This is a genomic window from Pseudomonadales bacterium, from assembly GCA_024234165.1.
Lineage (GTDB): Bacteria > Pseudomonadota > Gammaproteobacteria > Pseudomonadales > UBA5518 > UBA5518.
The window spans coordinates 742,888-765,888 of record JACKOP010000003.1; the positions used below are offsets into that span (position 1 = coordinate 742,888).

Sequence of the window (23,001 nt, forward strand, 5' to 3'; positions counted from 1 at the left end):
GCTCTCTGGTGGAGCTGATGGCCCTCCGGGTCCTTGTCGTCGGGGATTTCGCTGGGTAGTGCCGCGTACTGGATGCACTCTTCTTTATAGTGAATAGTGACCTGCGCTTGGTGCGGATTGCTGCTTACCCTGCTGGCGGCGCAGTATGAATGTCCCATCCACTCAATAATCCAGCGCGATAAATTTGCTGATGCATCCCGGCTGATCCTGTTGTTCCGGTAACAAACGATGCCTCGCCTATTGAGGCTCCCGACGAGGATGGCGAGTTGCCGGCGCAAAAGGTAGTGACTCTTGCGGAAGACAATATGCGCGCTGACCCGGGCTCAGGAGCCGCCGGTATGGCAGCGGAATCCCCCGGGAGTACCGACCTCTTCAGCGAAAGTGCTCAGGGAGATCCTGTTCCGGTAGCGCAGCAAGCAGTTTCGACACCCGTAGAATACAGCGACACTGCCGACGCGTCCCAAGGCGCTCCTGTCAGCGGACGTCGTCGCGAGTCTCCGCCACGAACATCCGCCGGTAGCAAACCAAAAACGAACGAAGGCCGCCCGAAGGCTAGACGAGCTAATCAAGCCGAAGCCTCGAAGCCAGAGAACCTGGAGGCAGAAGGAATCTGATGTGTGTTCAAGCGTTCTTCATCGCGCGCTTTGCGGGCTGGCGCCCGAGTGCACCTGGCAGCGCACGGCCCTTGATTTCCTGCTCGCGGCGCTTAGACAGCAGCCAGCGGTGCAGACGCTCGATCACCACATCATCGCCGATCTGATCAGGCCCCTTCAGCGCGCACTCCCATACGATCGCGACTCGCCATCCCGATTCGCGATAAATGTGCAGGTTGCGCCGGTCTCGCAACCGGTTCTGGCGGACCTTCTCCTTCCAGAATTCGCGGCGCGTCGAGGGAATCCTGTATAGCGGACAGTTGTGACCATGCCAGAAGCAGCCGTTCACCAGCACTATGGCCTCATATTTCGGCAGCACGATATCCGGCCGACCGGGGATCTTGCGCACGTGCAGTCTGTAGCGAAAACCTGCGCGATGGAGGCCGCGCCGGATCACCATTTCCGGCCTTGTGTTCGCGCCCCGTATGCCGGCCATCATGCGCGAGCGTGTTTGCGCGTCAACCACATCCGTCATATGCACTCCGCCACTTCGCGGATCGGACCCCGCTGCACCCGACCCTGTCCGGGCAGGTTAGCGGAGCACACTGGTGCGCACCACGACTTCTGGTTGACCAGCAGCGGATTCAGTGAAGACAGAGGATGAGTAGATGACAAGGGTATATCTCGCGGCTTCTGCGCGTCTGGAAGGAGGTCGTGCGAGTGGTCGGGCAGGAAGCCAATGTCGTGATGTGGTGGCTGAAGTCGTCGCGAAGCGCTCGCTTGTCGTGCGCATGCATCATGTATATATAGACAGCACGCATGCCCGCTGGCAGAATGTCCGGAAATTTCCCGCGGATGACCTGCCAGATGGACGAGCACCCGTTCTACGAAGCCCTCGATTCAGCGCTGGAAGTAATCCCGGCCTCCGGGATTGCCCGACACCTGAAGAGCAACGAACGCAATGTCCGGCGGTGGTCCAGCCGCGACTGCCTCCCCCGCGACGCCGACGATCGCATCGAGCAGTTGCGGCAGTTGTACCTTCCGTTCCTGCGCAAGCCGGTCCCCGGAACGTTCAGTTTCATCGACCTGTTTGCCGGTATCGGCGGGTTGCGGCAGGCGTTCGAGTCCGTTGGCGGCGAGTGCGTTTTCACCAGTGAGTGGGACGAATACGCACAGCGGACCTATAAGGCCAATTACCGGTCCCATGAGGAGATCCACGGTGACATCACAACGGTAGCAGCCGGCGATATACCGCAGCACGATGTGCTGCTGGCCGGATTCCCGTGTCAGCCCTTCTCGATTGCCGGTGTTTCGAAGAAGAACGCACTGGGCCGCAATCACGGGTTTCTCGACGAGACACAGGGCACCCTGTTCTTCGACGTCGCCCGGATCATCGCGGAAAAGGCCCCCAAAGCCTTCGTTCTGGAAAACGTGAAGAACCTGCGCTCCCATGACAAGGGACGCACATTCGAGGTGATGCGCAACGTGCTCACGCGGGATCTCGGCTACGAAATCCAGTTTCGGGTGATCGACGGAATGCATTTCGTCCCCCAGCATCGTGAAAGGATCGTTATTGTCGGCTTTCGGGAGAAGGTGAACTTCTCGTTTGACAGCATGGAACTGCCGGATAGAGGGCTGGTGAGGCTGTCTGCCATCCTGCACCCCGAAGACGGCTCCGAGATAATTCCGGAGCACGACGGCGATCGCTACGTGAACCCCGGGACAGGCAAGGTCAGCGACAAGTACACGTTGACACCGAAATTATGGAGTTACCTTCAGGCTTACGCGGACAAGCACAGGGCAGCCGGCAATGGCTTCGGTTTCGGCCTGGTCGGTCCCGAGGATATCGCTCGGACACTGTCTGCGCGCTACTACAAGGACGGTTCCGAGATCCTGGTTAGGCAACGAAGGAATCAGCTGCCACGCCGGCTCACCCCGCGCGAGTGCGCTCGACTGATGGGTTTTCTGGACTCATTCAAGATTCCGGTATCGGATACCAGGGCTTACAAGCAGTTCGGAAATTCGGTCGTGGTTCCGGTCTTTCGGGAAGTGGCGCGGCTCATGCGGCCGCACGTCGCCGAGAAGGCGCAGGTCAAGGCAAGACGCGACCGCAATGGGCGCCCATGCCTGAACGAGCAGCCAGCAGAAAATGCCGTGGTGGAAATGGCACTGTGACTACAGAGCCGTTCGAGGCCTGGCTTCGGGACCGGCGTGCGTCGCCGGAGTGGTTTTGCTTCATCAAGCGCCTCGCGGCCAACGACACGCTTGCTACAGGTTCGCATCAGGCGGGTCCGTACCTGCCGAAGAATGTCGCTTTCCGGCTCTTCCCCTCGATAAGCGATCCGGGGCTGCAAAATCCAGATGCATATCTGACCGCCATCATTGACTCACACGACCAACCCGGGGTGAACGTCCGGATAACGTGGTACAACGGCAGGACCCGCGACGAGTGCCACATCACGCGCTGGGGTGGTAAGAACTCACCTTTGCTCGATCCGGACGCAACGGGGTCAATTGCCGTGTTTGCATTCCGGAAGGTTGAGTCCCGGGACGCTGACGCATGTCTTGTCTGGATCTGTAATCTCGAAGAGGAAGAACTGCTCGAGGGATATGTCGGGACAATTGAACCGGGAGCGCCTCTTTTCCTTGAATCCGGGCTCAAACCCGCCTCCGTCGTGGATACCGGACATATACCCAGTTGCTGGCTGACTCCAGAAACCATACCTGCGGAGTGGCAAGAGCGTTTCCCGTCGGGTGCCACAATCGTGGAACGTTGCGTAACGCTGCGTCCGCTCGTCGGACTGAGCGCCGACAAGCGCCTTATCGGTCGGCGACAGTGTGAGTACGAGATGTTTCGATCGATCGAACAGATCGTTGTCCTTCCGCGAATTTCGCGCGGCTTCTCGTCCGTGGATGATTTCATCAATTACAGCAATGCGGTCAGCAATCGTCGCAAGTCGCGATCGGGGCGCTCACTGGAACTGCATCTGGCTCGACTGTTCGAGGAAGAGGGCGTCAAGCATTCCCATGGAGAAGTATCGGAGGGTGCAAAAAAGCCGGATTTCCTGTTTCCGTCCGCCGAACACTACCGGAGAGGCGAAAGTCCCCTGTGGATGCTCGCCGCGAAGACGACTTGCAAGGATCGCTGGCGGCAGATTCTGAACGAAGCCGATCGCATTCCCGTAAAACACCTGGCCACACTCCAGGAGGGCGTATCCTGCAACCAGTATGACGAGATGAGGAAGGCTGGCGTCAGGCTGGTCGTTCCTGAACCGCTACACACGCGATACCCAAGGGAGATCCGGCCGGAACTGCTCACGGTTGGTCAGTTCATCTCCATGGTCAAGTCGGGCTGAGCAGGGCGCGCGTCTGTTGCTGACCGCGACCTTGCAGCGCTGACGACTTGGACTGCCAACGCTTTGCCCCATTCAATCGCGACCAGATGCGCGCCCTCTGCAAGGGCAGACACATCCGGCCGGGGCGTACCGGATATCGCATAGCGGTAGGCAAGCGACGGGGCATCCTCACCATCCCTGTCGCCACCAAGCGTCAGCATCCAGTCCTGCCAAAGTGCCGTCCGGTCCCACCCGCCGGTTTTGCCAGACCGCTCGCGCACGTTCCCTCGGTCAGCTGTTGCCACAGCAGTTCGCAGGCTTCCTCAGGGATCCCCTCCGGCATGCTCGAACGTCCCGACCACGTTGCCGTAGAGCATTCAGTGATGGTGCTCCTGCATGAACGCAGCAGAAGGCTCCCGCGTCCACTGCAGTGCAAATCGCAGCGGACAGATGTGTACCGATGCAAGCGCCCTGCGGTGTATCTGCTTTATGGTTCCGGCGAACTGTTCGTCCGGAACGTCCGGGTTCGGGGGAAGCGGAGCACTGAGCAGGGCGGTGCGTTCCGCGCCGGCGGCAACGCGGGATACGTTGACGCCACGTGCACGTGCCAGAACCGCATCCCAGCGAGGCACCGGTGCGCAAGTACAGGTGAGGGATCGTGTGGATCCCCACCGATATCCGAAATCCAGCTCAGCGTGACTGGCTGCCCCTCCTCTACACCGTCCAGTGCAAGCCACAGCAAATAGATGTCGCCCAGCGTCGCGTGCACGATGATGGCGATCACCCGGCACGTCAGCCAAGCTTGCAACGACAAGCGCGAAGTCGAGCCCACGATCGAGGCTGTTGAGTTCTTGCCCAAGGCGCTGGGTCAGGTGCAGTCGCTGATTGCGGACGACGGCTACTGCAGTCAGGCCAACGTGCAAGCCTGCCGCGACGCGGGCATTGAGCCGCTACTGGCGATCAGGCAAGAGGTGCCACCACCTGCCCGTGATGCAGCGCTTCGCCCCGATGCATCTGCGCCCGAGACGGCCGATCCGGTTGTGCAGATGGCGCACCGGCTGGGCACCCAGACCGGGCGGGCGCTGTACAAGCTGCGCAAGCAGTCGGTGGAGCCTGGTGGCCATGGCTTGGAACATCAAGCGCATGCATGTGCTGCGGGGGTGTGCATCCCGATCACGCCTTCAATGAGCTGAGTGGCTCTTGAGGGGCCTTGTGGCGACCTCCAGAGCATTCGCACCGTCCCATTCGCGCAATACTGATCAAAAAATAGCCGCGTCCGCGGTCAACACGTCAGCGCGGACTCAAGTCCGACAGACTCCTGGGACCTGCGTTGCGGGATATGCGTCCATAGGGACACGGTGCCGGTATTCACTGATGGCCTTTTTCGAAGGTCCAGCGTCGTCGACAAGCGACACCGTGCCAGAAAGGCAATCAGTGAACACCGACACCGTTTTGGGCACAGGCTGTGGCAGCAGGTCGCTTGGTCGCTATCGCCGAGAGGCAAGTTACCGAAGCACCGGCACCTGAGCAGTCCCCTGAACAGGGGATAATGGCGCATGCCCGAGAACACTGACACGCCGCCTGAAGCACACCCGCCGGAGGACGGCGACGCGGCGCACCTCGTGCGCGACAGTGCCTTCGGCTACGAGTGCGGCGCCTGCGGGCGCTGCTGCTACCACAAGCGCATTCCGCTCGGCCCTTACGACGTGCTGCGGCTGGCGCGCCACGCCAAGCTCGGGACTGGCGAGTTCCTGCGCCGGCACGTCGCGCCCGATGGTCCCTGGCTCGCCTCGCGCCCGGACGGCAGTTGCGTCTTTCTCGACGGCGGGCGTTGCACCGTGCACGCCGACCGGCCGCTCGCCTGCCGGGTCTATCCGCTCGGTCGCTGGGTCACGGCCGGCGAGGTGGAGACCTTCAGGACACTGCGGCTCCACCCGCAGAGCGCGGGGCGCTACGGACAGGACGGCACCGTCGCCGGCTTCCTCGAGCGCCAGGGTCTGTCACCTTACTTCGACGCCGTCGACCGCCTCCAGGCACTTTTCTACCGCCTGTTCGACGCCCTGCAGGGCGTCCTGCCTGTACGGCCGGAGCTGCGCCAGGTGACCGAGGCGGCGCTGCTCGCCCCGACCGATGACGCAGGACTGCCGGGTTTTGCGGAGTGGCTGGATGCAGATGGCATCGTTGTCGGCAGCACGGGCAGGCCGTTCCCGAGGACGTCGAGGCGGTGCTGCAGTCGTACATCGAAGCCATCGATGCATGGCTGAAGACAACCGGAGGAGAGGCAGCATGAGCAAACGCAGGCAATCGACCGGCGCGACGCCGGAACCGCGTGACCACGCGCTGCGGCTCGCCGTGGCGGCAACGACGCTCGGCATGACCATGGGCATCGCACCTGCCACCGTGCTCGGTGCGGACGAGGCGGGGCCAGCGGCCGGGGACTCACCCGCTCAGGTGCAGGACCATGCCGCGCCGCGCGCAAAAGCCGGTGGGGCGTACCTGAAATTCGACGACGTCAAAGGCGAGTCCAGAGCCGGCGCACCCGCCGTCCAGAAAAAGTTCGAGAAGGTCCAGTTGCCGGACCGTTCTGATCACCAGTCCGAGCAGGGCGAAGCGGTGGGAGATGCCGCACAGAAGAGCGGGCAAGGCTCAGGTGCCGGTGGCCCGAAGTAAGACGTGGTGACGAGCAAGAAATAGCCAATTGGCGCAGGGGCCTGCATCGCGCGTCCCCGGCGAGGCTTTGCCACCTTCATTTCCGCTCGCACTTCTTCCTCGCCAATCCGTACAACAAGACCCCGTGCCGGGTCTGCACCGCCAACGGCCACTACGACGTCATCGACCTGAAAGCCCTGCCCGAGGACTACCTGTCGCGCAGCAATTACCACTCCATGGCCGACCGTGCCAAACACGCCTGCCGTGTGCCACGTGTGGGCTGGACCGAAACCCGCACCGTGGTTCGTGCCCAAGGCGCAGATGACGCCGGAGGACGTGGTCCGCTGCGACGCGGCGAGGTGGCGCTGCCGGTGACGGAGTACTACCGGCTGGCGGTTCGCCGTGGCGCTCATCCTGCGGACGAACGCTCTGTCCGGCCGACGATCCTACCGAGAGGGCAGGGGCACATCGATCGCGTTTTCAGCATCACGTTTCGCCATCTCAATGACGTTGCTGTAAACGCTGGTTATTGGTCCTCGCTGGTCCTGGATTTCTACCGCCGAACCACGGGGAAGAAGGATTTCCGTGGTGATATTGGCGACAAGTTCCCGGTTGCCCAAGCCAGTAATCCGCGCATAGCCGCACGCGCATTGGCGCTGATCGCGCTCACCACCCACTACGCCGATCGCTGGGAACCGGTCTTCGATCTCGCCTTCATCGACCCGCGCTGGAGCCAACCCGGCAACCCGCGCCTGCCGCAGGGCTTCTTCGCCAGCCTCACGCCGACATGGCAACGTGATTGCGCTCTGCGTTCCGACTGTGCCCGCCGCATGGCGCTGGTCGAGATCGACGTGCTGGTCGCCCAGGCCCTGGGCCTCACCCTCGACGAACTGCTGCTGATCTACCGCGCGCAGTTCCCGGTGATGCCGCAGTACGAGCGTGATACCTGGTGCGACATCGAGGGCCGCATCGTCTTCACCAGCTCCAAGGGCCTGATGGGCGTCGGCGCTGCCGCGCTAGGCCGGTGCGCGCTGGAATTCTCCGATGGCCCACATCGGCTCATCATCGAGTACGTTGCACCTGTTGCGACCGCCAGCCGCGAGGCGGACTACCGCAGCGTTTGGGTGTTTTTTGCGGCGTAAGCCCGGGAACGGAAGGTCGTGCTTGCCATGGGAGTAAAGCGGCTTTATAAGGCAACTAATCAGGTATAAATAGCGCTATAAGGCTAATGTCAAAAACCAACCTCCTGCGTACCACCCCACCGATCGAGGTCGAAGCGACTTTGCAGCGACTGGGTGTGAACCTGAAGACCGCGCGCCTGCGGCGCAACCTTACCGTGGCCCAGGCGGCACAGAAGATCGGTACCGGTCCGCGTGCGGTGGCGGATGCAGAGAAAGGCAAGCCGACCACCGCCATCGCCACCTATCTCGCGCTGCTGTGGGCCTATGGCCTGCTGCAACAGGCCGATTCGTTGGCCGCGCCGAGCACGGATGACGTGGGCGAAGCCTTGTCCGAACGCCGCGAGCGGGCACGCTCGCGGCGCCGACTCGACAACGATTTTTGACCACGGGATGACGCGGGCATGAGTGAGTGCTTCGTCTACATCACCCTGCCGGGGCAGGTGCAAGCCGTCACCGCCGGGCGGTTCGAGCTGGGCGTCGGGCGCAACGGTGTGCCGGTCGGGCGTTTCGTCTATGGCCGTCGTTATCTGCAGCGCGATGACGCGGTGGAGATCGATCCGGTCGAGCTGCGCCTGGGCGAACGCGAGTACCAGACGACCCATCACCGGGGCGTGTTCGGCGCGCTGCGCGATGCCGGGCCCGATTACTGGGGGCGGCTGGTGATCGAGCGCCACGCCGGCAGGCCGCCGGCGGACGAGCTGGGCTATCTGCTGGAGTCGGCCGATGATCGTGCTGGGGCGCTGGGTTTTGGCTTGGGCGTGCTGCCACCCGCGCCGCGCCGCGACTACAACCAGACCCTGGAACTGGCGACGTTGCAGCAGGCTGCCGAAGCCTTGCTGGACGAGGGCGGCCGGTCGCAGGGCGCCACTGCGGCGCAGGTTGCCGAACTGCTGCATGCGGGTTCGTCGATGGGTGGCGCTCGCCCGAAGGTGGTGGTCGAAGACGATGCGGCGCTGTGGCTGGCCAAGTTCAACCTCGCCAGTGATCGCTGGAACATGGCGCGGGTTGAACACGCCATGCTGCGCCTGGCGGCACGCTGTGGCCTGGATGTGGCGCAAAGCAAGGTGGTCTCCGTGGCCGGGCGCGACGTGTTGCTGGTGCGCCGCTTCGACCGCGACCGGGCTGACGGTGGTTACCTGCGACACCGCATGGTCAGCGCCCTGAGCTTGCTGCGCGCCGACGAGGGTTACCAGGACCGTCCGCGCTGGTCGTACCTGCTGCTGGCCGAAGAAGTACGTCGGGCGTGCCTGCACGCCGAGCGGGATGCGCAGGAGCTGTTCCGGCGCATGTGTTTCAACGCGCTGATCTCCAACAATGACGACCATCCGCGCAACCATGCCTTGCTGGCACGTGGTCGTCACTGGCAGCTCTCGCCGGCCTATGATCTGACACCCAGCCCGCAGGTGAGCAGCGAGCGCCGTGATCTGGCGCTGACCATCGGGGATTTCGGCCGGGCCGCCACGGCGGAAAACCTGCTCTCGCAATCGGCGCGCTTCGGCCTGCGCCGTGACGATGCGCACGCGATCGTCGAAGCGATGCTGACCACCGTGCAATCGCAATGGTTTGCCACCGCACGCGCCGCCGGCGTGAGCGATGCCGATGGCGACCGGATCGCCGGGGCGTTTGCCTATCCGGGATTCCGGCCAGCGAGGGAGCCGGAATGACATGCAACCATTGATCGTCGCCGAACAGGTGCGCCAGGGGTTGCGGATTTCCTCGCGACGACGTTCCCGGCCACGACGCCCGGGTTCGAGACCTTGATGGCGGACTTCCTTGCAACGCCGGGGAAGCTCGCGCAGGGGGCCGTACGTCAGCATCAGCCTGCCGTTTCGCAAGTACACGGGCAAGGCCGAGTGCTTCCTCTATTCGGTGCTGGAGCACTGCCGTCAACAGCGTGCAGTAGACAAGCGCGACTTCAAGGCAATCCTGATCTATCCGATGAATATGCTGGCTACCGATCAGGCCGGCCGACTGGCCAAGGAAATTCTCACGCGCCTGCGCAGGACGTGATCGGTGAGGATCGCGAATCGGTGGCCGAGTAACGGGCCAACGATGTGGCTGAGTTCATGTGCATGCCCACGGCCGCCGACTACGAACGCCTAACCCGGATTTCTCACAGTCTGGCTGAGGGTGTTGTTGCACGGCTTGGCATGCCGCGGCGCTTGGCGACTCGAAGGCACGCAGGAACGCCGCCCTTCCAGGCGTGCACCGAACTGAGTGCCACCTTTACCCGACGCACCTCTTGTGTGAGAAATCCGGGTCAGGGCAGTGACGCTACGCGCTCTCTTTTTTGATGGAACAGAGAGCCGCGTCGTGCTCCAGATAGCGCTCCAGCCCTCGGCCGCCGGCGCGCATGAGCCAGTCGTGGTTCCAGCGCAGCAGCACATGGGTCAGCGGTGCGAGCCGGTTCAGCCAGAAGCCGGTGGTGTGCACCTGCCAGTCGAAGCAGACCTGGGTCTCGCCCCGGTCATGGCTCAGACGACAGCGGCCCATGCCCTCCAGGTCGCCGCAGGCCTGCCCCTCGATCAGGTGCGGAGGCTCCATGCGCGTGACCCGGGCGACGAAGCGCAGGCGCAGGGGCAGGGCGCCGCGGCAGCTGTAGCGTCGCAGGGCGCCCAGGCCTTGGGCGTCGCCGGGGTCCAGGACCACGCTGGCCACGCCCGGCCACCACTGCGGCCAGCGGTCCGCGTCGGCAATGGCGTTCCAGACGGCATCCAGCGGTGCATCGAAGCGCCACCGGGAGCTCAGCTTATAGATGCAGGCGTCGGGTTTGCGCATGCGGGGTCAGGGGGTGAAGAAGTGCTGGGGGAGCGGCACGTCGATGCGCGCGTCGCTCATGTCCACGGATTCGATCAGGCCCGCGTCGGCGGAGAAGCTGTCCACGCGCAGCGGAAAACCGGTGTCCCGCGCCAGCCAGACCCGGTAGCGCCGTACCGCGCCCGCGCTGCCGCCGGGCGGGCCGGTGATGTCCAGCGCGGTCGCCGCCCTGCCGGCCAGATCCGTGTCGCCCAGCGGTGTGGTGCTGCCGAGTGCGCTCAGGGCGCGCATGTCGGCCAGCAGCACGCCCACGTCCGAGCGATCGACGCGGTGGCCGTGCGGATCGCGCAGCAGCGGATTGTCCGGCGCCAGGTTCAGCTCCGGCCAATGCCCCAGGCCAAAGGGCCACAGGCGCACGCGGCGGGTGTCGGGCGCGTAGATCAACACGGCGCCCCGGTGCGGCTGCTCGAACTCCATGCGCACCCAGCCGGGTTTGCGAAAGAAATAGCGGATCACCTGCTGCGTGCCCTGCGCGTCGGTGGAGCGCAGCGTGACCTCGTAGCCGTGCAGCGCGTCGAAGCGGGCCTGGGCATCGCTCAGGGGGTCGGCCACGGCGGCGGGCAGGGGCAGGATGGTCAGCAGTGCCAGGGCGGGCAGCCGCCATGCCATGGGCTACTCCTGCACCCGCAGCACGCCGCTCATGCCGCGCTCGCGGTGGCCTCGAGCCACAGCAGCCACAGCGTCGCGAGCGCCAGGATGCGAAAACCCATGATGCCGAACGAGGTGCTGGACATGGCACGCCTCCTTCTGCAGATGCCAGAAGTGGGCCGCGCGTTGGATGACAATCAAGGCGGCGAGGGGCGTGGCCATCACTCGTCCCGTGCATTTTCACACCGGCTGCCAGGCCGTTCAATGCTTTCGCCAGGCGCTGGCTGCCAACGCCGATGCGCGCTGGACGGTGTTGCCGCCCCTTTGCGGGGCAACGCAACCCGATTACCCTTGGCGAGCGACAGGCAACCAACTCCACGGGGGGCATCATGAATCTGGGCAGGCGTTGCACGGCCGAGTTCCTCGGCACGTTCTGGCTGGTACTGGGCGGTTGTGGCACGGCGATTTTGGCCGCAGCATTTCCGGAGCTGGGTGTCGGCTTTGCTGGCGTGGCGCTCGCATTCGGCTTGACGCTTCTGACGATGTGTTATGCGATCGGGCACATCTCCGGCTGCCACATCAATCCCGCCGTCACCTTCGGGCTCGCCGCCGGCGGCCGCTTCCCATGGAAGGAAGTGGCGCCCTACGTCGTCGCGCAGCTCATCGGTGCGATCGTTGCTGGCGGCGTGCTGTACCTGATCGCGACTGGCAAGGCAGGCTTCGATGCCGCCGCGAGCGGCTTCGCGTCGAACGGTTATGGCGAGCACTCGCCGGGCGGCTACTCGATGGGCGCGGCGACCATCTGCGAGATTGTGATGACCGCTTTCTTCCTCTTCATCATCATGGGCGCCACGCACCGTCGTGCGCCGGCCGGTTTCGCAGGCCTCGCAATCGGCCTCTCCCTGACGCTGATCCACCTGATCAGCATTCCGGTCACCAATACTTCGGTGAACCCCGCCCGTTCGACTGGCGTCGCCTTGTTCCAGGGAGACTGGGCCGTGGGCCAACTGTGGTTCTTCTGGTTGATGCCGATCATCGGCGGCATCATCGGCGGAGTCTTGTACCGCTGCCTCACGAGCGAAGAGGCGGCACGGCCGGGCATCACGGGTGATATCGCCTGAGGCGAGGGGCTGTGGCCATCGAAAGGTCAAGGGACGGTACCCAGGAGAACTTGTCATGAAGACCATCGTACTTGGATTGATCGCTTTGGGCGCATTGGCGGCGCCTGCCCTGGCGGCTTTGAAGCCGGGCACGAGCGCACCCGACTTCACCACCCTGGCGTCAGTGGCGGGGAAGGACTTCAGGTTCTCGCTCGCGCAGACGCTGAAGAAGGGTCCGGTCGTCGTCTATTTCTACCCGTCGGCTTATACCGGTGGCTGCAACATCGAGGCCCATACGTTCGCGGTAAACAAGGAAAAGTTCGACGCGGCCGGCGCCTCGATATTGGGCGTGTCGCACGACAGCATCGCAAGACTCAACGATTTCTCGGCCGATCCGGCGTATTGCGCGGGCAAGTTTCCGGTGGCATCCGACCCCGACGGAGCGATCGCGAAGTCCTATGACCTGAAGGTGATGGAAATGAAGCCCGGTGCGAAGGACACCCGCAGGATGGAAATCGATCACGCGTTCACGGAGCGCACCACGTTCGTCATCGCACCCGATTCACGGATCGTGGCCGTGTTTTCATCGGCAGACGACAACGTCTCGCCCACGGACCATGTCACGAAGTCGTTGGCGGCGGTTGAAAAGCTCGCGGCAGCCAAGGCGCAATGACCGCGACAGCGCGATAAGACGACTGCGCCGTCGGCCTGGCGCTCGTCTCGGCGACGCGAACGGAGGCGGCGGCCGCTCTCAGCTACCCGCCTTCGCCGGCGCCGCCTCGCGCGGCGGGATCCACAGCTCGATCACGCCCGGCTGCGCCTTGAGCGAGCGTGGCAGGTCGCGCACCCAGACATCGGGCGCGCGGCCGGGCGCGGCGGGCAGCACGGTGCGAACGAGCGTGGCGAGGTCGGCGGCGCAGGGCTTGTCGGCGCCCCCGTGGACGATCAGCGTCGGCTGCGGCCAGGGCGCCGGCCGGCGCTGGCCGCGCACCTCGGCCGAGCGGGTCACGTTCTCGATCGGCGCGACGCCGATCGCCGCGTCGCCCCACTGCTGCGCGATCTCGCGCACGACCGCGCTCGCCGCGGCGCGCGACGCCTCGTCGTAGATCTGGACGTAGAGCCGGACCGGATGGCCAGCCTGACCGCAGCTCGGCAGCACCGGCGCAGGTGCGGGCGGGGTGGCTGACGGCGCGGCATCGTCCTCGCCGCGCGTCGTTGGCGTGGGTGGCGGCGCCGTTGCAGCCGGCTCGCGCGCCGGCGCCCCGACCCCGTCCGCGGGCGCCAGCGCGACGTTGCGCTCGGCGGGCTCGCGCGCCAACAGGCTCGCCAGCGTGACCCTGGCTTCGGCCGGATGCCAGTAGCTCAGCGCCTCGCCCTGCTCCCAGGGCTTGTCGACGACGGCGCAGATGCCGGCCGCAGCGCGCTGCACCGCGGCGGCGCACTCGCTGGACGCCGCCGGCTGGCGTGCGCACTCCTCGCGCACATGCGCGAAGAGCTGATCGACGCCGACACGCTCGAGCGGCTGGAGCCGCTGGCCGCGGCGCAGGTCGCGCAGCAGCATGAGCTGCGTCGCGGTGTGGTCGGCGACGTTGGGGCAACTGCCGTCGAGACCGCGCAAGTCCTTCGAAACCTCGGTGAAGAGCGTGCGCGCGTCGTCCTGCTGCGTCGCGCTGTCCCGGCGCAGTTGCTCGGCCACCTGCCACAGGCCGAGCAGCAGCGTGCCCGACACGCTCAGGCCGAGGGTGGTGCCGATCGCCGTCGCGCGCGTGCTGCGCCGCCACAGCGGCTCGCTCGCCGCGGCGCGCGGTGCTGCGTCGGCGCGCAGCCGCGTCGCGACCGTCATTGGATGCCTGGCGCTGCGGCTCCAGCCCGGCAGGCGGGCCAGCCAGTCGAGCGTGATCGCGCGCCCGAAGTCCTCGCCCAGGCGCTGGTAGCTCTCCCACTGCGCCTCGTCGAAGCTCTGGTCGCCGGTCGATTCGTGCGGAAACGCGCCATGGCGCTGCGCGTAGGCGAGCAGGTCGAGGTCGAGCGCATCGTGCAGGTTGGGCTTGACGACGAGCAGCGTGCCTTCGGTGCGCCGGCCGGCGGCGTCGGCGGCGTAGCGGATGCGCGCCAGCAGCACGCCGCGCGCCGAGTGGCTGTCGGCGAGCGATTCGGGCGAGAGCACGGTCAGCTCGCGGCCGGTGCCGGCGAGCATGCGCGCGGCCTCGTCGTGGGTGTAGAAGTCGATCTCGGCGCCGAAGTCGATGCGTGCCTTGCGCACCAGGTTCTCGATGTCGGCGAGGTCGTAGTCGGCGTCGGCGCTGCCGTCGGCGAGCAGGATGAAGTCGAGCCGGCGCTTGAGCAGCGCATAGACGCCGGTGTTGTCGAAGTGCCCGCCGTCGGAGATGTACCAGCGCGGGCGCGCGGTGCCATAGAACGACGCCGCGACCTCGCTCCACAGCATCAGCGGCTTGGCGGCGAGCGTCCAGGCGTGGCGCATCCACGCCGGCCAGCCCGCCTGTGGCGTGCGCGCCGCGGGCATCCAGTAGCCCAGCCGCACGCCGAGGAAGAACAGCAGCAGCGCCCAGCCCGTCGACGTGTACGAGCCCGCCCCCGGCGACGCCGCAGCGCCCGACGCGGCGACCCAGCGCCCCAGCGTTCCCGCGTTGGCAGGCGTCGCCACCGCCTCGCGGCTGCCGATCTCGAGCGCGCGCGCGCTTGCGGTGAGCAGCGTGCCCTTGCGGTCGGCGTTGTACAGGCGCGAGGCGTCGTCGCGGGTCTGGTTCAGGCAGACGTTGACGAGGTGGATCGGCCCGCCCTTGTCCTCGGGGTGGTAGTTCGCGAGATCGATGTCGTCGCCCGGCAGCACCTCGCGCACGCTCTGCGCACCGGGCAGCTCCCCGCCCGTGACGACGATGCCGCGGCCGCGGTTGCCGACCGCGAGGTAGGCGCGCGTCAGGCGTGCGCGATAAAAGCTGTGCAGCGACGACGCGTTGGCCATCTGGTCGTTGCGCGCGGTCAGCAGCCACCACGCCAGCGCGAGCGACGCGAGTGCGAGCGCGCGCAGGTCGGCGCCTATGCCGCCCAGCGCCGCGAAGGGCTCGGGCGCGAAGACCAGCCACTGCGCGAGCACCAGCCACGCGAGCAGCAGCGCGACGAGGCCGACGATGCCGGCGAGATTGAGCAGCCGCGGACCCCAGCCTGCCTGCGTCTGCGCGCCGGCGCGCTCGGCGAGTTTTTGCAGCGGCTGGGCGAGTGCGCGCAGCACGACGACGCCCGCGCCGCCGATGCCGACGCCGCCCCAGATCCAGGTCTCGCCGCCCTGCAGGCCCTCGAGCAGCCACCAGCTCACGAGGTCGAACACGCCGGCGAGCAGCATCGCGACCGCGGCCAGCGTGACCCAGCGCAGCATGCGCGTGAGCTTGTTGCGCATCAGCGCCAGTGCGAGGCTGCGCGAATTCTGGCCGAGCGCCAGGCGCAGCGGCGTGAACGCCATGCCCGCCGCGCCCGACCAGCCGGCGAGCAGCGCCGCGAGCACCGCGAGCGCGGAGCCGTCGCCGCGCGTGAGCGCATCGGGCCCCGGCCAGGCGAGCGCGCTCGTCGCGGCCGCGGCGGCGACGCAGATCGCGAGCAGCACCCTGTCGCGGATCGGCATCAGCGTGCCCTCGCGTGCCGCCCAGTAGGCCGTCATCAGGCCCGGGGCGAAGAGCAGCCAGACGCCGAGCGCGAGGGGCCACCACGGCGTCTGCCAGGCGGGCCAGGCGCCGGGCTCCCAATCGGCGCCCTGTGTGCCCTGCAGCACTAGGTGCGGCAGCAGCACGGCGAGGACGAAGGGCAGGCACAGCAGCATTGCCTCGACATGGATCGCGAGGATCGCGCGCAGGTAGGTCACGAACGCGAACGACGCGTCGCGCGCGCCTGCCGGTGTCAGGTAGCGGCCGTTGCGGCGCAGCCAGTCGAGCGCCGGCGACGCGCTGTGTGCGAGCATCGCCTGCGCGTCGGCGATGCCCAGCACCGCGACCATGCGGCCGAACATCGCGCCGACGAAGCCGCCGCCCGAGACGGTGGACAGGTAGTCGAGCCGCTCGAGCACCCGCCCCCTGGCGAGCCCGCGCAGCAGGCCGAGACCAAAGGTTGCGCTGCGGATGCCGCCGCCCGAGATCGCGAGGCCGATGCGCGGTGCGGTGGGATCGGCCCCGTCGCCGAGCGCGATCCTGCGGCGCGCGGCGAGCGCCTCGTGCTCCTGCATGCGCAGCGCGGCGAAGCCTGGATCCTCGGCGTCGGCGGGTGGGGGGGCTGCTTCGGGCATCGCGATCCTCGCAGGCCTTGCAATCTAGGCGCTGCCGGCGAGATTGTCACGCGCCGCAGCTGTGGCGCCATCGAGGCGAGAAAGCGGAACCTGGCCTGCTGGCGCTCCTCGCCGTGCGGACCGCAGGCCGGGCGCAAGACGCTGATGTTGCGCTCGATCGCGAGCTCGTTCAGGGCTGGCGGCGCGTGCCGCGCTGGGTGTTGAGCCGCCGTTGATTCCAGAGCCGCCAGCCGAGCAGCACGGCAAGTCCTGCGGCATAGAGCAGCGGTTCGCGCAGATCCTTCTTGACCTGCCAGCCGTAGTGCCACACGCCGAGTATCGCCGCGAGATAGACGAGGCGGTGCAGTCGCTGCCAGTTGCGTTTGAGCCGGCGTTGCATGCGATGGGTCGAAGTCGCCGCGAGCGCCGAGAGGATCAGGAGCGCGCTGAAGCCGACCATGATGTACGGGCGCTTGCCGAGCTCCTTGCCGATGGCGCTCCAGTCGAAGCCCTGGAACGGGCCGATGTAGACGAGGAAATGCAGCAGCGCGTAGCTGAATGCGAAGAGCCCGAGCATGCGCCGCAAGCGCAGGAGTTGCGCGTTGCCCGTCAACACGCGCAGCGGCGACACGCAAAGCGTGATGCCGAGGAGGTTCAGTGTCGTCTTGCCGAAGATGCCGAGCACGCGCCGCACCGGGTCGGCGCCGAGTCCGGGCACGGGCAGGTGCAGGAGACCCGCTCCGGCCAGCACGCCGCCGACGGCCCACAGCAGTGGCACGAGGCAGGCCGTGAATACGAGTGGCTTGTAGAGGAAGCGATAGCGGCGATCGACGGACGACATGGTGCGTGCAGCGCGCGAGGCCTCAGAAGTTGCGCCGAAGATCCATGCCCCGATAGAGACTCGCCACCTCATCCGCGTAGCCGTTGAACATCAGCGTCGGCCGGCGCGCAGCGAAGAAGCCATCGCCGATGCGCCGCTCCGTGGCCTGGCTCCAGCGCGGATGATCGACCGTCGGATTCACGTTGGCGTAAAAGCCGTACTCGTCCGGCGCCGCAATCGCCCAGGTGGTGGCCGGCTGCCTTTCGGTGAAACGGATCTTCACGATCGACTTGCCATTCTTGAAACCGTACTTCCACGGCACCATGAGCCGCAGCGGTGCGCCATTCTGATTCGGGAGCTCGCGCCCGTAGAGCCCGACGACCATCAGGGCCAGCGGGTGCATCGCCTCATCGATGCGCAGGCCCTCGGTGTAGGGCCACTTGAGCACGTCGCTGCGCTCACCGGGCATCTGCGCCGGATCGAGGAGCGTCGTGAACTCGACGTACTTCGCCCGCGACGTCGGCTTGAAGCGCCGGAGCAGATCGGCGAGCGGAAAGCCGATCCACGGGATCACCATGGACCACGCCTCGACGCAACGCAGGCGGTAGATGCGCTCTTCGAGAGGGTGCGGCTTGAGGATGTCCTCCAGGGTGAAACGGCCGGTCACTTCGGCTTCACCGGTGACCGTGACGCTCCAGGGGTGCGTGCGCAGGCTGCCGGCATTGGCAGCCGGATCGGTCTTGCTGGTGCCGAACTCGTAGAAATTGTTGTAGTTCGTGATCTCTTCCCGGGTATTGAGCTTGTCGGCAACGACGTAACGGGAATTGCGCTGGAAGTGCAGGGTGGGCGCTGGCGCTTCAGCCGCAGGTGCGGCCGCGGCCGCCGTTGCCGCGAGCGCGCCGATCAGCAGCTCACGGCGCGTCAGGTAGGCCGACTCGGACGTGATCTCGGAGGGCCGGGGGGTCGGAAAAGTCCGGTGGCGTTCCATGGCGGTAGCTCCGGAAATCGAGAATGCGCCGCATTATCCGTGGTACGGCTGCGCCTGTCACATCACGGTCGGGATCCGCCAGCGCTCGACCGTCAGCGACGCGCTGGCTGCCGTCGCCGGGCCGTCGACGCAGACCGCTCGTTGCGCGAGCTACAGCACTGCGACCGAACTCGTGGTCGACGGGGGCACTATCTCTTCGCAGTGCGTGTGATCAGGTCCTGGCGTCGGGGACTTCGGTTGCGAGCGGCAAGCGTATCCCGACGCCCAGCCCGCCAAGGCCGGCACGCCCCAGTACCAGTTCCCCGTGGTATGCAGCGACGATATCGCTGACGATCGCGAGCCCCAGCCCGTGACCCGGTGTCTGCTCGTCGAGGCGCATGCCACGGCTCAGTGCCTCGGTCTCGCGACCTTCGGCGATGCCCGGTCCGTCGTCCTCGACCTGGATGAGCAGCAGTTGCGACTGCTCCGTGATACGCAGGTCGACGCGCGAGCGTGCCCACTTGCAGGCGTTGTCGAGCAGGTTGCCGAGCAGTTCGAGCATATCGTCGCGCTCGAGCGCCAGCGTTGCGTCGGGCGCTTCCCACGTGATCGCGATGTCGCGCGCGTGCGCCTGCTGCAGCGCCCGGACCAGCAGCGGGAGTTCCTGCCGTGGCGCAAAGCGCAGCGCCCCGCGCAGAGCGCCGGCCGTGCGCGCACGGCCGAGTTCGCGCGTGATGCGCTGCTGCATCTGTGCGATCTGCTCCAGCAGCTTCGTGCGCAGCGGTTCGTCGCTGCGTTCGGCGAGCGCGAGCAGCACCGCGAGCGGAGTCTTCAGCGCGTGGCCCAGGTTGCCGAGCGCCTGGCGCGAGCGCGCGAGCGACTGCGTGGTGTGTGCCAGCAGGCGGTTGATCGCAGCAACCAGCGGCTGCAGCTCGACCGCCACCGTGGCGTCGAGGCGATCGCGCCGGCCTTCGGTCAGCTCGTGTACCTGATGCCCCGCCTGACGCAGCGGGTCGAGCGCGCTGTGGCGCATCCAGGCGCGCTGCATCGCGGTCAGTGCCAGCACGGCGAATGCGCCCAGGCCAAGCAGCAGCAGGCCGATCCGGCGGAAATCGGCGAGCAGCGGCGCCACGTCGGCGGCAACCATGATCGCCAGTGACTGGCCATGACGGCGATAGTTTGTGCGCAGGCACAGCAGCCGCTGCCCCTGCGGCCCGGCAATGAGCCCCGGGACCGCTCCCGCAATGTCGGGCACGGCGAGTTCATGGTCCCACAGCGAGCGCGAACGCCAGGTACCGGCTGCCGACACCACCACGAAGTAGCGTCCGGACAGCGGACGTTCGAACACGCGTGGCAGATGCTGGCGATCGATCCACAGCCCCTGCGGACCGCTGTTGATCGAGGCAAGCACCGTGCGTGCGTCATCCTCCAGCAGGCCGAGCGCGTGTTCGCGCAACGCGCGTTCGAACAGGACGGACGCGACCAGCGCGAGTGCGGCAGCGGTCAACAACAGGCTGGCGGCGAGTCCGATGCTCAGGCGCCGTGCGATCGATGCGCCGGCCAACTCAGGCCTCGCGGGGGCTTGTGTCATCGCGCAAGCGGTAGCCGAGTCCGCGCCGGGTCTCGATTGCGTCGCGTCCGAGCTTGCGTCGCAAGCGGTTCACCAGCACCTCGACCACGTTGCTGTCGCGCTCGGTTGCGCCGTCGTACAGGTGTTCCTCGATCGCAGCGCGCGACAGCATCCGCCCCGGATTCAGCATCAGCACGCGCAGCAGCCGGAACTCGGCAGCGCTGAGTTCGATCGTCCCGGCTCCCGTATCGACGCACTTGCGTTCCTCGTCCAGCATGAACCCGCCCGCGCTCAGGCGTGGCGTGTTGACCGAGCCGTGCTGGCGGCGCAGCAGCGCACGCACCCGCAGCAGCAGTTCGTCGGGATGAAACGGCTTCGGGAGGTAGTCGTCGGCTCCGGCGCGCAACCCCGCGATACGATCGGCGAAGCTGTCGCGCGCCGTGAGGATCAGCACGGCGAGCGGCAGCCCGGCGCGGCGCCAATCGCCGAGCACGTCGATGCCGCTGCGCCCCGGCAGACCGAGGTCGAGGATCGCCAGGTCGTAGTTGTCGTCGTGGGCGCGCAGCGAGGCGTCACGCCCGTCGACGATCCAGTCGACGGCGTAACCTTCGTGGCGAAGCAGCGGCAACAGCTCGTCTGCCAGCGCGACGTTGTCCTCGACCAGGAGCAGACGCATCAGTCCTCATCCTTGTCGCTCAGCAGGGTGCCGCTGCGGGCGTCGAACTCCAGTTCGCGCACACGCCCATCGCGGGTCAGCAGCTCGAGTTCATAGACCAGGGTGCCGCTTTCCCGTTCCAGGTCGGCTTCGAGCAGGGTGGCGTCGGGGTAACGGGTGCGTGCGCGCTCCAGCAGCTCCGCGAGCGCGAGCAGTTCGCCGCTGCGTCGCAGCTGCAGCGCTTCGTCGTGGCCGATGTCGCGGGCACTGCCCGTCGCGGCAGCGAGCAGCAGAACTGCTGCTGCCGCGATGGGGCGTGCGTGCATGGGGTTCAGTCGTCCTTGCTGTCCTGCAGCACTTCTCCCGTGGCTGCATCGAGGTCTACATCCCACTTCTGGCCCTGGGGATCGCGAAGATCGACCTTGTAGATATAGCGACCGTATTCCTGCTCCAGCTCGGTTTCACCGATCGTTGCGCCCGGGTGCTTGGCCTGCGCGCTGGCGTTCAGCTCCTCGAACGACTTGATCTTGCCTTCCTGCAGCAGCTTCACGGCCTGGTCCGGGCCAATGTCCTCGCTGGCGAACGCGGCTCCCGAAGCGAGCAGAAGGACGGCAGCGATGCGTGATGCGACGGTATTCATGAGGTACTCCTGTTTCACTGGTGTTGCCACCATGGCAACGAGTACAGGTTAGCCAGTGTCGCTGAACCGAAGCTGAACGATTCGCTGCAAGTTTTCTTCACCGATGGTATTCACCCATCGCTTCGGGCTGGCGTACCAGTTCCAGCACGCGCAGCGTGATCGCGCGCCCGCCGGGAACCACCCACGCGATCGATTGCCCGACTGCAACGCCGAGCAATGCACTGCCGATCGGTGCCAGTACCGACACCGTGCCGGGTTGGCCTGCACCGTCGGGGTACACCAGCGTCAGTTCGTACTCCTTGCCGCTGTTGTCATCACGGAAACGCACGGTGGAGTTCATCGTGACGATATTGGGCGGCATCTCCTCCGGCTCGACCACGGTCGCGCGGTCGAGTTCGGCCTGCAGCGCGTCGATTCCGGGCATGCGGCGGGCGGCCTCGCCGTTCAGATGGCGCTCGACGCGTTCCAGGTCGAGGCTGGAGACGGTGATCGGGGGTGGTGTCGACATGACGGAATCCTCTGGATGTGCATATGGCCCGATCCGGACGGCAACAGGGCGGCCGATGGCCAGGCGGTTGCCGAACGGATGCGTGCGGGATGCGCCCATGGTAAACGTGCCGGAGGTGCGTTCATAGCCTCTTGCCGCTCTTGCCGCTCTTGCCGGTTTCCCGGCGATCAGGAATCCAGGGTGCGTCTGAAGCGTCGCAGCGCGATTGCTGCTGCCAGCAGCAGGAACAGCAGCAGCGGGCCGGTGTGTGTCACGACGTCGGCGAATCCGGCGCCCTTCAGCATGATCGCGCGCACGATGCGCAGGAAGTGCGTGAGCGGCAGCAACTCGCCGAGTGTCTGCGCCCATTGCGGCATGCCGCGAAACGGGAACATGAAGCCCGAAAGCAGTATCGACGGCAGGAAGAAGAACAGCGTCATCTGCATCGCCTGCATCTGGTTGCGCGCCACCGTGGAGATCAGATAACCCAGCGTGGCCACGCAGGCAATGAACAGCGCGATCATCACCGACAGCAATGCGTAGGAGCCGAGCATCGGCACGTGGAACACCGCATGCGAGACGCCGAGGATGATCAGCACCTGCACTGCGCCCATGCCGGCGTACGGCAGCACCTTGCCGAACATCACTTCGAGCGGCGTCACCGGCATCGCGAGCAGGTTCTCCATCGTGCCGCGTTCGGATTCGCGCGTGAGTGCCAGCGCCGGCATCATCACCATCGTCATGGTCAGGATCACGCCGAGCAGTCCGGGCACGGTGTTGTACTGCGAGATGCCTTCGGGGTTGTAGCGTCGGTGCGTGACGAGTTCGAACGCCGGGTTGCCCGGGTCCGTTCCGGCTGCGGCCAGACGCTCGTTTGCGAGTGCACTGCGCACCAGCATCTCGGTAGTGGCGATCGCGTTCGACGACGCCGCCGGGTCGGTGGCGTCCGCCTCGAGCAGCACGCGCGGACGCTCGCCGCGCAGCAGCCGATACGTGAAGTCCTCCGGAATCGTCACCACGAAAGCCACTTCGCCGCGCAGCAGTTCACGGTCACCCGCGTGGCGCCCGGCATGCTGGCCTTGCAGTTCGAAGTAGCCCGAGTTCGCGAATGCGTTCACCACGGCGCGGCTGTAGGCGCTGTGGTCCTGCACGAACAGCGCCGTAGGCAGGTGCCTGGGGTCGCTGTTGATCGCGAAACCGAAGATCACCAGCTCGATCAGCGGCACGCCGAGGATCATGCCGAAGGTCACGCGGTCACGGCGCAACTGGATGAATTCCTTGATCAGCACCGCGAGTACGCGCGACAGCGACATGCCGTTGCCGCGCGGC

24 protein-coding genes are annotated in these 23,001 nt (G+C 66.3%); 12 read left to right on the forward strand and 12 right to left on the reverse strand.

The features are described 5' to 3' along the window. Positions 1-621: 621 nt before the first annotated feature. Complete coding sequence (vsr, locus tag H7A12_12690) at positions 622-1,128, reverse strand: DNA mismatch endonuclease Vsr (GenBank protein MCP5321661.1); 507 nt, start codon at positions 1,126-1,128, stop codon at positions 622-624. Positions 1,129-1,412: 284 nt separating this feature from the next. Here vsr and dcm point away from each other — a divergent pair, with 284 nt between their 5' ends. The 9 genes from dcm (at position 1,413) to H7A12_12735 (ending at position 9,768) form a co-directional block, all read left to right on the forward strand. After that, positions 1,413-2,768 carry a DNA (cytosine-5-)-methyltransferase gene (dcm, locus tag H7A12_12695; protein MCP5321662.1) on the forward strand — a complete coding sequence of 452 codons (1,356 nt, stop codon included), beginning with the start codon at positions 1,413-1,415 and terminating at the stop codon, positions 2,766-2,768. Next, positions 2,717-3,949, forward strand: a complete 1,233-nt coding sequence (locus H7A12_12700) for a type II restriction endonuclease (GenBank protein MCP5321663.1) — start codon at positions 2,717-2,719, stop codon at positions 3,947-3,949. Before dcm ends, H7A12_12700 begins: the two co-directional genes overlap by 52 nt. A 752-nt stretch (positions 3,950-4,701) precedes the next feature. After that, on the forward strand, positions 4,702-5,121 hold the full coding sequence (locus H7A12_12705) for a hypothetical protein (GenBank protein ID MCP5321664.1): 420 nt from the start codon (positions 4,702-4,704) through the stop codon (positions 5,119-5,121). Positions 5,122-5,484: 363 nt separating this feature from the next. Continuing rightward, entirely contained in the window at positions 5,485-6,192 is a 708-nt protein-coding gene (locus H7A12_12710) for a YkgJ family cysteine cluster protein (GenBank protein MCP5321665.1), read from the forward strand. 22 nt (positions 6,193-6,214) lie between these two features. Then, entirely contained in the window at positions 6,215-6,598 is a 384-nt protein-coding gene (locus tag H7A12_12715) for a hypothetical protein (GenBank protein MCP5321666.1), read from the forward strand. A gap of 215 nt (positions 6,599-6,813) precedes the next feature. Next, a complete protein-coding gene (locus tag H7A12_12720; GenBank protein ID MCP5321667.1) occupies positions 6,814-7,719 on the forward strand; it encodes a hypothetical protein in 906 nt (301 codons plus the stop codon). A gap of 86 nt (positions 7,720-7,805) precedes the next feature. Then, a complete protein-coding gene (locus H7A12_12725; GenBank protein MCP5321668.1) occupies positions 7,806-8,141 on the forward strand; it encodes a helix-turn-helix domain-containing protein in 336 nt (111 codons plus the stop codon). An 18-nt stretch (positions 8,142-8,159) separates the two neighbouring features. Continuing rightward, a complete protein-coding gene (locus H7A12_12730; protein ID MCP5321669.1) occupies positions 8,160-9,422 on the forward strand; it encodes a type II toxin-antitoxin system HipA family toxin in 1,263 nt (420 codons plus the stop codon). 109 nt (positions 9,423-9,531) lie between these two features. Next, positions 9,532-9,768 (forward strand): hypothetical protein, encoded by a 237-nt coding sequence (locus tag H7A12_12735; GenBank protein ID MCP5321670.1) that lies wholly within the window; start codon positions 9,532-9,534, stop codon positions 9,766-9,768. Positions 9,769-10,032: 264 nt separating this feature from the next. Here the strand turns inward: H7A12_12735 and H7A12_12740 are convergent, their stop codons facing one another. Further along, the gene (locus tag H7A12_12740; protein ID MCP5321671.1) at positions 10,033-10,536 is read right to left on the reverse strand and encodes an SRPBCC family protein; all 504 of its coding nucleotides are present in this window, start codon (positions 10,534-10,536) and stop codon (positions 10,033-10,035) included. 6 nt (positions 10,537-10,542) lie between these two features. Then, entirely contained in the window at positions 10,543-11,163 is a 621-nt protein-coding gene (locus H7A12_12745) for a hypothetical protein (GenBank protein MCP5321672.1), read from the reverse strand. Between the two features lie 389 nt (positions 11,164-11,552). On the opposite strand from H7A12_12745, the gene aqpZ reads away from it, so the two are divergent. Beyond that, on the forward strand, positions 11,553-12,284 hold the full coding sequence (aqpZ, locus tag H7A12_12750; protein ID MCP5321673.1) for an aquaporin Z: 732 nt from the start codon (positions 11,553-11,555) through the stop codon (positions 12,282-12,284). A 55-nt stretch (positions 12,285-12,339) separates the two neighbouring features. Further along, positions 12,340-12,936, forward strand: coding sequence for a peroxiredoxin (locus tag H7A12_12755; protein ID MCP5321674.1), 597 nt, complete (start codon positions 12,340-12,342; stop codon positions 12,934-12,936). Between the two features lie 78 nt (positions 12,937-13,014). On the opposite strand, the gene H7A12_12760 is transcribed toward H7A12_12755, so the two are convergent. From H7A12_12760 to msrP, 3 genes are all read right to left on the reverse strand, one after another. Then, positions 13,015-16,554 (reverse strand): patatin-like phospholipase family protein, encoded by a 3,540-nt coding sequence (locus H7A12_12760; protein MCP5321675.1) that lies wholly within the window; start codon positions 16,552-16,554, stop codon positions 13,015-13,017. Positions 16,555-16,723: 169 nt separating this feature from the next. Next, complete coding sequence (locus tag H7A12_12765; GenBank protein ID MCP5321676.1) at positions 16,724-17,446, reverse strand: sulfoxide reductase heme-binding subunit YedZ; 723 nt, start codon at positions 17,444-17,446, stop codon at positions 16,724-16,726. Then, positions 17,397-18,341, reverse strand: coding sequence for a protein-methionine-sulfoxide reductase catalytic subunit MsrP (gene msrP / locus H7A12_12770; GenBank protein ID MCP5321677.1), 945 nt, complete (start codon positions 18,339-18,341; stop codon positions 17,397-17,399). The genes H7A12_12765 and msrP overlap by 50 nt, the downstream gene beginning before the upstream one ends. On the opposite strand from msrP, the gene H7A12_12775 reads away from it, so the two are divergent. Next, positions 18,340-18,552, forward strand: a complete 213-nt coding sequence (locus H7A12_12775) for a hypothetical protein (GenBank protein ID MCP5321678.1) — start codon at positions 18,340-18,342, stop codon at positions 18,550-18,552. The two genes, msrP and H7A12_12775, sit on opposite strands and share 2 nt — an antisense overlap. Here H7A12_12775 and H7A12_12780 read toward each other — a convergent pair whose 3' ends face one another. The 6 genes from H7A12_12780 to H7A12_12805 form a co-directional block, all read right to left on the reverse strand. Then, positions 18,553-19,911: a GHKL domain-containing protein gene (locus H7A12_12780; protein ID MCP5321679.1), complete on the reverse strand. Its 1,359-nt coding sequence runs from the start codon at positions 19,909-19,911 to the stop codon at positions 18,553-18,555. Beyond that, positions 19,886-20,566 carry a response regulator transcription factor gene (locus H7A12_12785; protein MCP5321680.1) on the reverse strand — a complete coding sequence of 227 codons (681 nt, stop codon included), beginning with the start codon at positions 20,564-20,566 and terminating at the stop codon, positions 19,886-19,888. The genes H7A12_12780 and H7A12_12785 overlap by 26 nt, the downstream gene beginning before the upstream one ends. Continuing rightward, complete coding sequence (locus H7A12_12790; GenBank protein MCP5321681.1) at positions 20,566-20,871, reverse strand: PepSY domain-containing protein; 306 nt, start codon at positions 20,869-20,871, stop codon at positions 20,566-20,568. Before H7A12_12790 ends, H7A12_12785 begins: the two co-directional genes overlap by 1 nt. A 5-nt stretch (positions 20,872-20,876) precedes the next feature. Beyond that, positions 20,877-21,185, reverse strand: a complete 309-nt coding sequence (locus H7A12_12795; protein ID MCP5321682.1) for a PepSY domain-containing protein — start codon at positions 21,183-21,185, stop codon at positions 20,877-20,879. A gap of 97 nt (positions 21,186-21,282) precedes the next feature. Further along, positions 21,283-21,693 carry a nucleoside diphosphate kinase regulator gene (rnk, locus tag H7A12_12800; protein ID MCP5321683.1) on the reverse strand — a complete coding sequence of 137 codons (411 nt, stop codon included), beginning with the start codon at positions 21,691-21,693 and terminating at the stop codon, positions 21,283-21,285. 167 nt (positions 21,694-21,860) lie between these two features. Next, positions 21,861-22,985, reverse strand: a complete 1,125-nt coding sequence (locus H7A12_12805) for an ABC transporter permease (protein ID MCP5321684.1) — start codon at positions 22,983-22,985, stop codon at positions 21,861-21,863. Positions 22,986-23,001 lie beyond the last annotated feature (16 nt).

Coding starts and splice junctions, on each gene's coding strand:
- vsr (MCP5321661.1), bottom strand. CDS start 1,128: ATGACGGATGTGGTTGACGCGCAAACACGCTCGCGCATGATGGCCGGC.
- dcm (MCP5321662.1), top strand. CDS start 1,413: ATGCCCGCTGGCAGAATGTCCGGAAATTTCCCGCGGATGACCTGCCAG.
- H7A12_12700 (MCP5321663.1), top strand. CDS start 2,717: ATGCCTGAACGAGCAGCCAGCAGAAAATGCCGTGGTGGAAATGGCACT.
- H7A12_12705 (MCP5321664.1), top strand. CDS start 4,702: ATGGCGATCACCCGGCACGTCAGCCAAGCTTGCAACGACAAGCGCGAA.
- H7A12_12710 (MCP5321665.1), top strand. CDS start 5,485: ATGCCCGAGAACACTGACACGCCGCCTGAAGCACACCCGCCGGAGGAC.
- H7A12_12715 (MCP5321666.1), top strand. CDS start 6,215: ATGAGCAAACGCAGGCAATCGACCGGCGCGACGCCGGAACCGCGTGAC.
- H7A12_12720 (MCP5321667.1), top strand. CDS start 6,814: ATGGCCGACCGTGCCAAACACGCCTGCCGTGTGCCACGTGTGGGCTGG.
- H7A12_12725 (MCP5321668.1), top strand. CDS start 7,806: ATGTCAAAAACCAACCTCCTGCGTACCACCCCACCGATCGAGGTCGAA.
- H7A12_12730 (MCP5321669.1), top strand. CDS start 8,160: ATGAGTGAGTGCTTCGTCTACATCACCCTGCCGGGGCAGGTGCAAGCC.
- H7A12_12740 (MCP5321671.1), bottom strand. CDS start 10,536: ATGCGCAAACCCGACGCCTGCATCTATAAGCTGAGCTCCCGGTGGCGC.
- aqpZ (MCP5321673.1), top strand. CDS start 11,553: ATGAATCTGGGCAGGCGTTGCACGGCCGAGTTCCTCGGCACGTTCTGG.
- H7A12_12755 (MCP5321674.1), top strand. CDS start 12,340: ATGAAGACCATCGTACTTGGATTGATCGCTTTGGGCGCATTGGCGGCG.
- H7A12_12760 (MCP5321675.1), bottom strand. CDS start 16,554: ATGCCCGAAGCAGCCCCCCCACCCGCCGACGCCGAGGATCCAGGCTTC.
- H7A12_12765 (MCP5321676.1), bottom strand. CDS start 17,446: ATGAGGTGGCGAGTCTCTATCGGGGCATGGATCTTCGGCGCAACTTCT.
- H7A12_12775 (MCP5321678.1), top strand. CDS start 18,340: ATGGCGGTAGCTCCGGAAATCGAGAATGCGCCGCATTATCCGTGGTAC.
- msrP (MCP5321677.1), bottom strand. CDS start 18,341: ATGGAACGCCACCGGACTTTTCCGACCCCCCGGCCCTCCGAGATCACG.
- H7A12_12780 (MCP5321679.1), bottom strand. CDS start 19,911: ATGACACAAGCCCCCGCGAGGCCTGAGTTGGCCGGCGCATCGATCGCA.
- H7A12_12785 (MCP5321680.1), bottom strand. CDS start 20,566: ATGCGTCTGCTCCTGGTCGAGGACAACGTCGCGCTGGCAGACGAGCTG.
- H7A12_12790 (MCP5321681.1), bottom strand. CDS start 20,871: ATGCACGCACGCCCCATCGCGGCAGCAGCAGTTCTGCTGCTCGCTGCC.
- H7A12_12795 (MCP5321682.1), bottom strand. CDS start 21,185: ATGAATACCGTCGCATCACGCATCGCTGCCGTCCTTCTGCTCGCTTCG.
- rnk (MCP5321683.1), bottom strand. CDS start 21,693: ATGTCGACACCACCCCCGATCACCGTCTCCAGCCTCGACCTGGAACGC.
- H7A12_12805 (MCP5321684.1), bottom strand. CDS start 22,985: ATGTCGCTGTCGCGCGTACTCGCGGTGCTGATCAAGGAATTCATCCAG.